The sequence below is a fragment of the Brachybacterium sp. p3-SID1565 genome (assembly GCF_025143785.1).
Lineage (GTDB): Bacteria > Actinomycetota > Actinomycetes > Actinomycetales > Dermabacteraceae > Brachybacterium > Brachybacterium epidermidis.
In genome coordinates this window covers 17591-30441 of the sequence record NZ_JAMBDS010000006.1, presented here as the reverse complement: position 1 = coordinate 30441, position 12851 = coordinate 17591, and the positions used below count along the sequence as shown (strand labels likewise).

At 70.3% G+C, this 12851-nt stretch carries 12 protein-coding genes; 7 read left to right on the top strand and 5 right to left on the bottom strand.

Going from position 1 to position 12851, the window contains the following annotated elements; all coding sequences use genetic code 11:
- The first annotated feature begins 84 nt into the window (after positions 1-84).
- From M4D54_RS02735 to M4D54_RS02725, 3 genes are read left to right on the top strand one after another with little or no spacing between them, the layout of a single operon-like run.
- Positions 85-684 (top strand): helix-turn-helix domain-containing protein, encoded by a 600-nt coding sequence (locus tag M4D54_RS02735; protein ID WP_193865097.1) that lies wholly within the window; start codon positions 85-87, stop codon positions 682-684.
- A gap of 2 nt (positions 685-686) precedes the next feature.
- Positions 687-1811 carry a serine hydrolase gene (locus M4D54_RS02730; protein ID WP_259890197.1) on the top strand — a complete coding sequence of 375 codons (1125 nt, stop codon included), beginning with the start codon at positions 687-689 and terminating at the stop codon, positions 1809-1811.
- On the top strand, positions 1808-2188 hold the full coding sequence (locus M4D54_RS02725) for a hypothetical protein (RefSeq protein WP_193865096.1): 381 nt from the start codon (positions 1808-1810) through the stop codon (positions 2186-2188). Before M4D54_RS02730 ends, M4D54_RS02725 begins: the two co-directional genes overlap by 4 nt.
- Before the next feature lie 14 nt (positions 2189-2202).
- Here M4D54_RS02725 and M4D54_RS02720 read toward each other — a convergent pair whose 3' ends face one another.
- From M4D54_RS02720 to M4D54_RS02710, 3 genes are all read right to left on the bottom strand, one after another.
- Positions 2203-3636 carry an AAA family ATPase gene (locus M4D54_RS02720; RefSeq protein WP_193865095.1) on the bottom strand — a complete coding sequence of 478 codons (1434 nt, stop codon included), beginning with the start codon at positions 3634-3636 and terminating at the stop codon, positions 2203-2205.
- 128 nt (positions 3637-3764) lie between these two features.
- Positions 3765-4592, bottom strand: coding sequence for an alpha/beta hydrolase family protein (locus M4D54_RS02715; protein ID WP_193865094.1), 828 nt, complete (start codon positions 4590-4592; stop codon positions 3765-3767).
- Between the two features lie 10 nt (positions 4593-4602).
- The gene (locus tag M4D54_RS02710; protein ID WP_193865093.1) at positions 4603-4761 is read right to left on the bottom strand and encodes a hypothetical protein; all 159 of its coding nucleotides are present in this window, start codon (positions 4759-4761) and stop codon (positions 4603-4605) included.
- 103 nt (positions 4762-4864) lie between these two features.
- Here M4D54_RS02710 and M4D54_RS02705 point away from each other — a divergent pair, with 103 nt between their 5' ends.
- The 3 genes from M4D54_RS02705 to M4D54_RS02695 all read left to right on the top strand — a co-directional run bounded on the left by M4D54_RS02705 (position 4865) and on the right by M4D54_RS02695 (position 9182).
- A complete protein-coding gene (locus tag M4D54_RS02705) occupies positions 4865-5266 on the top strand; it encodes a hypothetical protein (protein WP_228018781.1) in 402 nt (133 codons plus the stop codon).
- Between the two features lie 266 nt (positions 5267-5532).
- Positions 5533-7362, top strand: coding sequence for an ABC transporter ATP-binding protein (locus M4D54_RS02700; protein WP_193865092.1), 1830 nt, complete (start codon positions 5533-5535; stop codon positions 7360-7362).
- Entirely contained in the window at positions 7359-9182 is a 1824-nt protein-coding gene (locus M4D54_RS02695; RefSeq protein WP_259890194.1) for an ABC transporter ATP-binding protein, read from the top strand. The genes M4D54_RS02700 and M4D54_RS02695 overlap by 4 nt, the downstream gene beginning before the upstream one ends.
- Positions 9183-9299: 117 nt before the next feature.
- On the opposite strand, the gene M4D54_RS02690 is transcribed toward M4D54_RS02695, so the two are convergent.
- A complete protein-coding gene (locus M4D54_RS02690; protein WP_259890193.1) occupies positions 9300-10043 on the bottom strand; it encodes an EcsC family protein in 744 nt (247 codons plus the stop codon).
- A 333-nt stretch (positions 10044-10376) separates the two neighbouring features.
- Here M4D54_RS02690 and M4D54_RS02685 point away from each other — a divergent pair, with 333 nt between their 5' ends.
- Positions 10377-10844 (top strand): lamin tail domain-containing protein, encoded by a 468-nt coding sequence (locus tag M4D54_RS02685; protein WP_259890192.1) that lies wholly within the window; start codon positions 10377-10379, stop codon positions 10842-10844.
- A gap of 199 nt (positions 10845-11043) precedes the next feature.
- Here M4D54_RS02685 and M4D54_RS02680 read toward each other — a convergent pair whose 3' ends face one another.
- The gene (locus tag M4D54_RS02680; protein WP_259890191.1) at positions 11044-12846 is read right to left on the bottom strand and encodes a serine hydrolase; all 1803 of its coding nucleotides are present in this window, start codon (positions 12844-12846) and stop codon (positions 11044-11046) included.
- Between the last annotated feature and the right edge of the window lie 5 nt (positions 12847-12851).

Genomic DNA, 12851 nt, shown 5'->3' with positions numbered 1-12851 from the left:
CTGGATGACCGTGGTGTTACGGTTTTCCGTAGAAACGTAATCCAGGGTGGGTGCGATGCATGCCGTCGCTCCGGGAGGTGGGACATGAGCGGTGAGCAGACCCCGACCGCGGTCGAGGACCTCGCCTCACGCGTGGCCCGGCTCGAGCAGCAGGTAGCCGCGCTCTTGTCGGCGGCGGGGGCCGACGCCGTGCCCGGCCCATCCGGACCCGATGGCCCCCAGCCTGCGCCGGCCCCCGGCGCTCGTGCGGCCTCGACCACGCCGGCGTCCCCTGCCGACGAGGACCCGTTCTGGGCCCTGCGCGGCCAGCAGGCCCGCGTCCCTGCCCCCGGTGGCGTCACCTACGCGGGAAGCGTCGACGTGGGCATGGGGCACGTCGACTACCAGTGGGGCCGCACCACCGAGCACCTGCTGGAGGCCGACTGGGCCGAGCACGCCGAGGCGGTCACCGCGCTGGGGCATCCGCTGCGCCTGACGATCCTGCGTCGCCTGCTGGATGCCGAGCACACCGTCGCGCAGCTGGTCGACGAACTGGACCTGGCCTCGACGGGTGTGGCCTACCACCACCTCTCCGCGCTCCAGAACGGCGGCTGGGTGGCGTCCCCGCGCCGCGGCACCTGGACCATCCCCGTCTCCCGGATCATCCCCCTGCTGACCATCATCACCGCACTCGAGAAGGTATGAGCATGTCCGATGGACACGATCGTCATGACACCGACGAGCCCGGCCCCGTCCCCCGCCGCACCGTGCTGGCGGCCGGCATCCCCGCAGCCGGCACGCTGCTGGGCATGACCGCCCTCACCGCACCCCGCCCCGCCGGCCTCGGCGAGCCCCAGGGGGACGAGCAGATCACCTCCGCCCTCGCCGAGCACCTCGACGGGCATCGCGCCGTTTCGATCGTCCTGCTGGAGCCCGGCTCCGAGCCCCGTTTCGCCGGCTTCGGCGCCGACCCGGAGCGACGCTTCGAGATCGGCTCGGTCTCCAAGACATTCACCGGTGCCCTGCTGGCCGACGCGGTGGACCGCGGCGAAGTGACCTACGAGACCACCGTGGCGGACGTGCTGGGCTCCCAGGCCGACGGCAGCGACATCGCCGACGTGTCCCTCGCCGAGCTCGCGTCCCACACAGCAGGTATCCCCTCGGTCGCCACCCGCTGGCTGCCCCGATTTTTCGCATCCAGCTTCCTGCGCCACGACCCCTACAGCGCCCGGGGCGCCGAGCAGGTCATCGCCGACGCCCTCGCGGTCTCCCCCACCGGCCGCGGTGAGATGTCCTACTCCAACCACGGGGTGGCCCTCGAAGGGCAGCTGGTGGCGAAGGCTGCCGGTATCCCGTACGAGCAGCTGCTGGCCGAGCGCGTGGCCGAACCTTTGGGCCTGACCAGTACGTACGCGCCGATCCTGCCGGGGAAACTCCACCAGGACGCGCATCGTGGGCACACCAGGGCAGGTCTCAAGGCCGCGCCGTGGACCATGAACGGCGCGGCACCGGCCGGCGGCATCTGGTCCACGGGGGCCGACATGGCGCTCTACATGCAGGCGGTGATGGACGGAAGCGGACCGGGAGGTGACTTCTCCCGGCATCTGCTGCATGAAGGGCCCGACGACGGCCGCAGCGTGGCCGTGAACTGGATGCACGACCCCATCGACGAGCGAGATCCCACGATCTGGCACAACGGCATGACCAGCGGCTACGCGTCATTCGTCGGCTGGCACGAGGGGACCGGTCGGGGGATCGTCATGCTGAGCGACACCGCGCGATCTCTCGATGCGATCGCCCTCCAGGTCCTCACCGGGGCGGTGGAGCTGTGAACACCCTCCGCGAACTGGCCCCGCTCCTGGTCCCGATCGTCGTCGGGATCATGATCCTCAGCGCCGCCTACCGCCTGTGGCGCTACCACCACCATCCGCGACGAATCCTCTCCGAGGGCCTCTCCTGCGCGACCCTGATCGGGATCATGGGCCTGGTGGGCCTGGTGGACTCCTCGCTGTGGTGGGCGGTGTGGCTGCTGGCCCTTGCCCTGCTCAGCGGCATCGCAGTGGCGTCCTGGCGGGCGTCGAGCACCGCCCCTCCCGCAGAGCAGACGAAGAAGCAGGCCCGCCTGCTCAGCCCACCCGGCGTGGCCGGACTGATCGGCGAAGCAATGTTCTACGCACTGCTGCTGGCACTGGCCCTCCTGGGCGGCTGAGCGCCAGGCACGCTCTACCGGTAGCCCTCACCCTCGTCGAAACCGTCCTCGTCCGCGTCATCGTCGAGATGGTCGGCGGCACCGCGCACCGAGGACAGCACGGCCTCGTCATCGCGGCGCATCCCGGCGATGCACTCCAGCAGCCCGGCACCGGACGGGTCCCGGTGGTCCCGGGCCGCAGCGAGCACCTCGCGGCGCACCACCTCGCGGATCCATGCACCGCTGGCACCATCGGTGGCTTCCGCGGCGGCCAGCAGGTCCGCCGACGGCAGGTCCAGCGGTGCACCGTAGAGGGCGAACAGCTTCTCGCGGGCCTCGACGTCCGGCAGGGGCACCTCGACCTGCAGGTCGATGCGGCCGGGCCGATGGTTCAGGGACGGCAGCAGCGCGGCGGGGTCGTTCGTGCTCAGCACCACCGCGATGTCCGCGTCCGCGCCCAGGCCGTCCAGCTCCTCCAGCAGGGCATGCATTTCGAAGCCGTGGGGACCCTCGCCCAGCAGCAGGTCGGTGTCCTCGACCACCAGCAGTGCCGGCTGCGCGGAGCGGGCCAGTTCCATCGCGGCCCGCATCTGCCCGTTCTCCAGGGTGCGCAGCACGACCGCGGTCACGTCCGGGCGGGACATGAGATGCCTGATCATGAGGGTCTTGCCGGTTCCGGGCGGTCCGTACAGCAGCACGCCGCGGCGCAGGTGCTGACCGGCCTCTCGCAGGGTGGAGGCCGCGTCGTGGATGCCGTGCACGTGGTCGGTGACCCGCTCCAGGAGTCCCTCGGGCAGGACGATCTGGTCGGTCGTGACCTCGGGGCGCGGCAGCAGCGTGAGTGCGGAGTGCGTGCCATGGATGTCGTCGAAGTCGAGGTGCAGCTCCACCACCTGGCCGGAGAGCAGCGAGCTCGCGGCCATCGCCTCGCGGACCGCGGCGAGTGTGGCGTCGGCCCCGTCGCCCAGCACCGTGAGGATCCCGCGCTCCTGGTCCTGGGCCGCCGAGAACAGGATCGCCTGCGGGGCACCGTCCCGCATGGCGAGGGCGACGGCGACGATGGGCGTGCGCACGACGGACCCGCCCGGAAAGGTCAGGGTGGTGTAGGTGGGGCCCGTCAGCGGGAAGCTCGGGTACGTGAAATCGGCATGGACCAGGCTGCGCAGGGAGCTCAGACCGCCCCCGTTCTCGTCGCCCAGTCCCCATACGGCGGCGTCATCGCCCTCGAGGTCCAGAAGTGCCGAGACGGCGGCCCACACCTCGTCGGCCCGCACGGCGGCGAAGCGGAACGTTTCCTCCGGTGCCGCGGTCCACGTCTCGCCGAGGTGTGCGGGGACGACGACCGACATCCGCTCGGTCTGCGGTCGACGATCCGCCTGCTGTGCCAGCTCCACCACTTCGTTGAGGGTGTGCAGCAGCTGCGTGAGGTCGGGGCTGAGCGGAGTTGCCTGAGCGTCGTTCCTGGTCATGTGCTCATCGTACAGACGGCAGCGGCCCGCAGCACCGGATGTGTTCGGTCCGCAGCCGATGGGCGAGGGTCGAGGTGGGGCAGGCGGTCGACGAGGATGGGCGGCGATCCACAGGGCGGGGTGGCGGTTCACCGGGCGCGGGTGGGCAGCCAGTCCAGTACGTCGCGGATGCCCTCGTCCCAGAAATCCCAGGTGTGCGCACCGGGCCGCAGGCGCGAGGTGAGGTCGTGACCGCGTTCCCCGGCGAGCGCGATGAACTTCCGGTTGCCATCCACCAGCGAGTCCTCGGTCCCGCAATCCAGAAACAGCGGCGGTATGTGCCCGGGGTGGGCAGCACGCAGCAGCCCCAGCAGGTCGTCCTCGGTGCCGGCGATGTCGCGGCCATCCCAGATGCGCCGGGCCATGCTGCCCGCGTGCTCGGACAGGTCCAGGCCCGCCAGGTCCATCACCCCGGACAGACTCGCGGCAGCAGCGAACTGCCCCGGCCGGTTCAGCGCCAGCTTGAACGCCCCGAAGCCGCCCATCGACAGGCCCGCCACGAAGGTGTCCTCCCTGGCGGTGGAGACACGAAAGGTGCGCGCGATGAGCTGCGGCAGCTCGTCGGCCACCCAGGTCCAGTACTTCTCGCCCACGGCCTCGTCGGTGTAGAAGGAGCGGCGCACCTCCGGCATCACCACGGCGATGCCCTTCTCGCCGGCGTAGCGCTCGATCGAGGTGCGGCGCTCCCAGCTGGTGCAGTCGCCACTGAGGCCGTGCAGCAGGTACAGCACCGGCACCCCGTCCGAGGCACCGCCGTCGCGGTCACGCCCGCCGGGCCCTGACGTGACCCCCGCCCCCGCCCCGGGCGCATCGGTGCCGTTCATGCCGATCTCGGCGGCGGCCTGCGGCATCAGCACCACCGCCGAGGTGCTCATCTGGAGCGACTCGGCGAACAGGTCCATGCGCATGCGGATCATCGTGGGCTCCTCAGGCGAGGTAGGAATCGGAGAAGAGGGTATCGGCCTGGCGCTTGAACACGTCGTCCTCCGTGAGCTCACGAAGCATCCGCAGCTGGGCGGTGACCCCACGGTGGCAGCTGGTGGGAGCGCCCCAGGTGGTGCGCCCCCACGGCGCGATCGCACACATGGAGGGCTTGCCTGGCCTGCGGTACGCATCGCCTTGGGGAGAGGCGACATGGCCAGTATGGCAAGTGAGCACACTCGGCTCTCGCGCGACATACGCTCGGACCATGAACATCTCGCGACGCAGCTCCCGCACCCCGTCCCTGCCCCACACCGGCCCGAACACCGTGGCCCTCAAGCCCGCCGAGAAGGTGAGCACCGCGCCCGTGGTCGCGGTGGGCCTGATCGGTGGCTGGCTCACCGCGCGCGAGACCGGGATCCGACCGCTGGGCGGCGTGGTGCTGGCCGCGGCCGGGATCTGGGCCGGCCGCACGTGGCTGACCCGCCGCGGCCCCGCCACCACCGCGGTACTGGGTGCCACCTACCTGCTCGGCTTCGGCCTGTCCCACCCGCTGGCCAAGAAGATCGGGGCCTGGCCTGCGGTGCTCACCGTGGCCGGGGTGTCCGCCGGGGCGTCGGCGCTGCTGTCCGACGCGGCCTACAGCGAATGGGAGCCGGCCGAGGACTGATCTCTCCCCCCGCCTGCTCCGTCACGGCCCTGACGATCCGCGGGACGCCTGCGGGGCACCGACGACGAATCCGGGCATTCGACCACCGATCCGTCCCGGCGTTCGTCATCGGAGTGCGCACCGAGGCACAGGGAGGCGGGACAGCCCTGTGAATCGATCCGATCTTTGACTAGGCTGGGTTCTCGTCCCGACGGCCGGTCCCCCGATCGGCCTCGCCCGCCCCGGGACCATCCCCCACTACTTTCCCCCGAGGATCCCTCACCCCCATGTTCGCGACCATGAGCCGCCTCTGGCAGACGGTCCGTCCCATCCGCTTCCGCCTCTACCTGGGCCTGCTCAGCGCCCTGACCGCCTCCATCGTGGCTCTGCTGATCCCGCAGGTGCTCGAGTTCGTGGTCAACCGCCTGGAGACCTCCGCCGTGGCCGCCACCGTATGGACCGGCGGCGCGATCGTGATGGCCCTGGGTGTCCTCGAGGCCGCTCTGATCTACCTGCGGCGCGTGTTCGCCGTGGCCCCCTCCACCGCGGTCGAGAAGCAGATCCGGGTGCGGTTCTACGCGAAGGTCCAGCACATGCCGGTGTCCTTCCACGACAACTGGGGCTCCGGCCAGCTGCTCTCGCGCATGATGGGCGACATCAACACCATCCGCCGCTGGATCGCCTTCGGCATGATCATGGCCGTGACCAGCGCCGTCACCATCATCGTGGGCATGATCCTGCTGATGCGCTCCTCGGTGCTGCTGGCGCTGGTGTTCATCGTGGCGGCGATCCCGGTCAGCGTCATCGCCTACCGCTTCCACCGCGAGTACTCGGTGCTCTCCCGCCTCTCGCAGGACCAGAACGGCGACCTGGCCACCACCATCGAGCAGTCCGTGCAGGGCATCCGCGTGCTGAAGGCCTTCGGCCGCGGCCCCTCTGCCCTGGAGGGCTTCACCGAGCAGGCCGAGGAGCTGCGCCGCACCGAGGTGCGCAAGGCCACCGCGATCGCCCGCTTCGACATGTTCATGTTCATGCTGCCGGAGCTGGCCCTCGGCGTGGCCCTGTTCCTCGGTCTGCACCTCACCGCCCGCGGTGACATGAACGTGGGCCAGCTGGCCTCCTACTTCGCCACCGCCACCCTGGTGGTGGGCCCCGTGCGGATGCTGGGCATGCTGTTCGGCCAGGCCGTCAACGCCACCACCGCCCTGGACCGCCACTACGAAGTGATGGACGAGGAGAACACCATCGTCTCGCCCGAGCAGCCCCGCCGCGTCGACCCCGCGGATGCCCGCGGCGAGGTGCGCATGGAGGGCGTGCACTTCCGGTACGCGGACGCCCCTGACCACGTCCAGGACGTGCTGGACGGCGTTGATCTCGAGGTGCGTCCCGGCGAGACCATGGCCCTGGTCGGCGTGACCGGCTCCGGCAAGTCCACTCTGCTGCAGCTGGTGCCGCGCCTGTACGACGTGACGGCCGGCTCCATCAGCATCGACGGTGTGGACGTGCGCGACATGGACCTGACCGAACTGCGCACCCTCACCGCCGTGGCCTTCGAGGACGCCACACTGTTCTCCGACTCGGTGCGGGAGAACGTGCTGCTGGGCGCCGACGCCTCTCTCAGCGAGGAGGAGTCCGAGGCGCTGCTGCGGCTCGCACTGGACACGGCCGACGCGGGCTTCGCCCATGACCTTCCCGAGGGTGTGGACACCCGCATCGGCGAAGAGGGGATGAGCCTGTCCGGCGGGCAGCGCCAGCGCCTGGCCCTGGCCAGGGCGATCGCGGCCCGACCCGCCGTGCTGCTGCTGGACGATCCGCTCTCCGCCCTGGACACCCGCACCGAGGAGACCGTGACCGGTCGCCTGCGGGAGGTGCTGAAGGGCACAACCACCCTGATCGTCGCCCATCGCACCTCCACCGTGGCCCTCGCCGACCGGGTGGCGCTGCTGGACGACGGGGCGGTGGTGGCCGTCGGCACCCATGCCGAGCTGATGGAGAGCTCTCCCCGCTACCGCTGGGTGATCGCCAACCAGGAGGAGGAGGCCCGGCGCGACCGTGACATCGAGACGATGACCGGCGAGCTGGACCTGCGCGGGCTGTGGACGGAGTCCAAGCGATGAGCGCCACCGCCACCGCCCGCCGCCCCGATGACCACGGTGACGACCAGGGGGCCCTGACCGACGCCGAGGCCAAGGCCTCCCGGCAGCGCTCCTTCACCCTGCTGATGGAGCTGTTGCGCCCCGTCAAGGCCCAGTTCGTGCTGATGGCGGTGATGGTGGTGGTCGCGCAGGCGGCCGTGGTGGCCGGGCCCGCGATCATCGCCTGGGGCATCGACGAGGGCCTGCCCGCCCTGCTGGAGGGTGACGGCACCAAGGTGCTGCAGGCCACGATCCTCCACATGACCGCCGCCCTCATCGGCGGCGTGCTCACCTTCGGGTACGTGCGGCAGTCCGTGGTGGTGGGGCAGAAGATGCTGCTCACGCTGCGGCGCCGCGTGTTCCGCTTCACCCAGAAGCAGGATCTCGAGTTCCACGAGCACTACACCTCGGGCCGCATCGTCTCCCGCCAGACCTCCGACATGGAGGCCCTGCGAGAGCTGCTGGACTCCGGCGTGAACATCATGGTGGGCTCCTCGCTGTCCATGGTGTTCACGATCGTGTTGATCGTGGGCATGGACTGGGTGACCGGCCTGGTGATGCTGCTGATGCTGGTGCCCGGCGTGTGGCTCACCGTGTGGTTCCAGCGCCGCTCCAGCCGGGAGTACCGCGCGATCCGCACCCACTCCGCGCGACTGATCGTGCACTTCGTGGAGGCCATGAGCGGCATCCGCGCCGTGAAGGCCTTCCGCAAGCAGGACCGCAACCAGGCCGAGTTCGACCGCCTGGCCCAGGACTACCGCGATGCGTCGATGCGCTCGATCCAGGTGTTCGGCATCTACCAGCCGGCGCTGCGCATCCTGGCCAACGTCACCATTGCAGCGGTGCTGGTGGTGGGTGGTTTCCGGGTGCTCTCCGGTGACCTGCAGGTGGGCGTGCTGGTGGCACTGGTGCTGTACTCACGGCGCTTCTTCCAGCCGGTCGACGAGATCGCCAACTTCTACAACGCCTTCCAGTCCGCCGTCGCGGCGCTGGAGAAGATCGCGAACCTGCTGGCCGAGCAGCCCCACGTGAAGGAGTCCGCCCAGCCCACGCCGCTGCCGGTCTCCACCGGCCGCATCGACTTCGAGGGCGTCTCCTTCCGGTACACGGAGGACGGCCCCCTGGTGCTCAAGCCCCTGGACCTGCATATCCCCGCGGGCCAGACCGTCGCCCTGGTGGGACAGACGGGCGCCGGGAAGTCCACGGTCGCCAAGCTGATCTCCCGCTTCTACGATCCCAGCGAGGGCGCGGTGCGGCTGGACGGCGTGGACCTGCGGGACATCTCCATGCACGACCTCACCGACAACATCGTGATGGTCACCCAGGAGGCGTACCTGTTCTCCGGCACCGTGGCCGACAACATCGCGCTGGGCAAGCCTGGGGCGAGCCGCGAGGAGATTCGGGCGGCGGCCGCCGCGATCGGGGCCGACGAGTTCATCGAGAAGCTCCCCTACGGCTACGACACCGACGTGAACAAGCGCGGTGGGCGGGTCTCGGCCGGTCAGCGGCAGCTGATCTCCTTCGCCCGCGCCTTCCTGGCAGACCCGAAGGTGCTGATCCTGGACGAGGCCACCAGCTCGCTGGACATCCCCTCCGAGCGGATGGTGCAGGAGGGCCTGACCAAGCTGCTGGGGCACCGCACCTCGCTGATCATCGCCCACCGCCTCACCACCGTGATGATCGCCGACCGCGTGCTGGTGGTGCACGGCGGTGAGGTGGTCGAGGACGGCTCCCCGCAGGAGCTGGTGGCCGCAGGTGGGCGCTTCGCCGCGCTGTACCAGGCGTGGCAGGACTCGATGTAGCGGACCGGCGCTCCGTGTGAGAGCCCTGTCCGCCCCCGGAACGCACCGAGCCGCGGATTCTGGGGCTTATCCGCGCGGATAGGCCTCATGATCCACGGCTCGGCGGAGCTGACCGACTCAGACCTGCGGGAAGTCCTTCTTCGCGGTCTCGGCGATCTTCTTGAGCGCACGACGATCGCCCCAGGCGCCGATCACACCGCCCAGGCCGGGGATGGCCTTGCCGAACAGCCTGGTCGAGCGCAGGCCGAAGCGGCGCACGACCCTCCCGCCGATGGCCCCCGCAACCGCAGTGGACGGCGAGGCCGGCAGGCGCTTGGTGATCTGACGGGTGGCGGCACCGGCCACCGGCCCCAGGCCCACGCTGGCGAGGATGTCGTCGGACTCCTCTCCCACCAGGGCGGCCAGCACGCGCGTGCGGACCTCCTCGTCCTCCAGGTCATATCCGCGCACGGCGGCGATGGCACCCACCATGCGGGTGGCCTGCACGTAGAACTCGAACACGTTGGCCGGCAGCAGTGCAGCCAGGGTGAACACACCGCCCAGGCCCGTGGCGAAACCGCCCACGGTCACGCCGCGGCGGTGCGAGCGAATGATCTGGCGCGCGGCCTTCTCGGGGTTCTTGCGGCTTCGCTTCAGGGCGCGGTCCGCCACCGTCTGCGCGGAGGAGAAGTTCAGCTTCCCGTCCAGGCCGATGTCGCGGAAGGACTCGACCATCCGCTGCAGCGCACCACCGGACTCCTGCTCGACCTCCGCCTTCTTCTTGCCGCGGCCCTTGGCGGCCTTGTCCCTGCGAACCTCTTTCATGGCCGAGCGGGTGGTCTTGGTGCCTTCGTCACGACGCATGAAGCCGAAGATGCCCATGTCGCCTCCGTCCTGTCGATGGGACCGCGGGCGCGGCGGTCACGATCGCTGCCTCGCAGCTCTGGCGACCCGCCGCACCCTGCGGCGTACCTGTCGATCATCGCTGGTCGCCTACGCTCGCGCCACCCCCGGACCGTGCATTCGGTCGGATGAGCCGGTCATAAGTCCTGAACGCGCGGGCCGACCGGCCTTATGCTGAGATCCCCGGGCTCGACCAGGCCCCTGCCGGTCCCCACCGTGCGGCCTCGGACGACGAAGCGAGCCACCGATGATGGTGGCAGCGCCGAGCGCCCGGTCGCGATCCGTCGTCCCCCGCACCATCCGGAGATTCTCATGCGCGCATCCCTGCGTACCCGTATCACCCCTGCTCTGGCGGCCCTGGCCCTGTTGGCCGTCCCCCTCGCGGGCATGCCCGCGGCGGAGGCTGCCGTGGTCAAGCCCCTGGACATCGTCAAGATCCACTACGACCCGCCCGGCGCCGACAAGGCCAACAACGCCGGCTACAACCAGGAGTACATCCAGGTCAAGAACGTCGGAAAGACCACCCTGAACCTCACGGGGTACAAGGTGCGCGACGACGGGCCGCAGGTGTTCACCTTCCCGAAGAACTACAAACTGGCTGCCGGGAAGACGGTCACCATCCGTTCCGGTAAGGGCACCAACTCTGCCACCACCCTGTACTGGGGCAAGGCCAGCTACATCTGGAACAACACCGGCGACACTGCACGTACCTTCAATGCCGCGGGCAAGCTGCTGGAGTCCTGCAAGTACCCCCGCGGTGGTTCCACCAAGACCTGCTGAAGCCTGACCGGCCCACCCGGCGCCACGTAGGCCCGCACGCCGACACCGCGCCGTGCGGGTAGGGGCCGACGGCGGCTGTCAGTCTCCGTCGGTCGGCGTCCTGTCTTCGGGCCGGGGCTCGGGCCGCCGGCGGAACGCGAGGGCCACGCCCACGACGACCAGGGGGCCAGGACCGCGATCCAGGGCGAGAGCAGCCCGCTCACTCCTTCACCCAGCCGTCGGCCACGAGAGCATCCCGGTCGCGGCCACGCTGGGTGTCCAGCAGCTTCTTCCCGCCACCGGCGGCCCGCACCTGGATGCGGTCCACCCAGACACCGAGGCCCCGGGTGAGACCGTCGGTGGTGGCGGTAAGGCGCAGCTGCACCTCGCCGGTGAGCGGTGATCCACCTGCCACCAGCGGGAACGTGGCGTCCCACCGGGCTCGCCGGCCCCATCCTGTCAGGGAGCCGGCGGGGGCGTCGATGGTGCGGGAATCCTTCGAGGTGAGGGTGCCGGCCAGGGGCGTCCAGGTCGTGCCGTCATCGGCCGAGGCCTCCACGGTGAGCAGGTCGTACGCCTCCTCGAGGTGGTAGAACAGCTCGGCGGTGAGCTCTGCCGGCCCGTTGCTGTCGTTGGCCTTCCCTCCCCTGGGGCGGCCGCCCGTGCCCAGGTCCAGGGCCGCGGTGAGGGTGGCGACGGTGCCGTCGACGTGGCCGGCGTGCCAGCCGTCGCGCACCTTCTTCGGGACGATGCCGAGTGCGTGGGCGACGCAGGTGGAGACCTCACGCCGGGTCACCGAGGTGGTGGACCATTCACGGGTCGGGTGCACCGAGTTGGCCAGCATGATCACGATGGTGTCGGTGAGCGGGTCGATCACCAGGGAGGTCCCGGTGAAGCCGGTGTGCGCACCGCTGTAGGGGCTGGTGAGGCCGGCGTGGTAGTACCAGGCGGCCAGCTCCGGGCCCAGGCCGCGGCGAGCCCCGCCGGCCCCGGTGACCTCGGCGATGCGGTCGGTGAACATGTCCTGGACGGTTCTCGTCTGGAGCACCCGGGCCCCGCCGTAGGTGCCGCCGTTGAGGAACATCTGGGCGAAGACGGCCAGGTCGCGGGCGGTGGAGAACACCCCGGCGTGACCGGCCACCCCGCCGAGTGAGTAGGCGTTCTCGTCGTGCACATGGCCGCGCACCAGCTCGCCGGTGACGGTCATGTACTCGGTGGCAGCGATGCGGTCCAGCAGCTCCGCGGGCGGGTTGTACATGGTCTCGGTCATGCCCAGTGGTGCAGTGATGTTCTCCTGCACGAACACGTCCAGGCCCTGCCCGGAGATCACCTCGACCACCTGCCCTAGGGCGATCAGGCCGAGGTCGCTGTACACGTACTTCGTGCCCGGTGCGGCGGTGGGCTTCACCGTCAGGGCCGCGTCGATGCGGGAGGGCACATCCGGGTAGGCCTGCCACAGGTTGATGAAGGGCGGCAGCCCTCCCACGTGGGTGAGCAGGTGCTGGATGGTCACCTGCTCCTTGCCGTTCTCACCGAAGCGCGGCAGGTGGGAGGCGACGGTGTCCTCGAGCGAGAGCTGCCCGCGCTCCACGAGCTGCATCACCGCGGTGGCGGTGAACAGCTTGGAGATGGAGGCCAGATCATAGATGGTGTCCTGGCGGGCGGGGACCCACTGGTCCTCGGGCAGCTGCTCGGTGGGGTTCTTCCAGCGCAGCGCGTAGCCGTCGGCGTGCTCGTAGGCGATGCGGCCCTGGGAGGCCACCAGCAGGGAGGCCCCGGAGAAGCGCGGCGGGTCGTTGTCCAGACCGGCCCGGACGATGCCGGGCAGCTGGTCCAGCACGTCCGGGTCCAGTCCCACGGAGCGGGGGTTGCCCTCACGCACAGTGCGGTCGCGGGAGCCGGAGCGGTCCCACGGATCGGGCAGGTCACCGCCGTTCGAGCCCCGCCCGTCGCGGCCGGCGGCTCCCTTCGCGCGGGCATTGCGCGGGGTGGGCTTGTCGCGGCCGCTGCGTGACGGGCCCATGTACA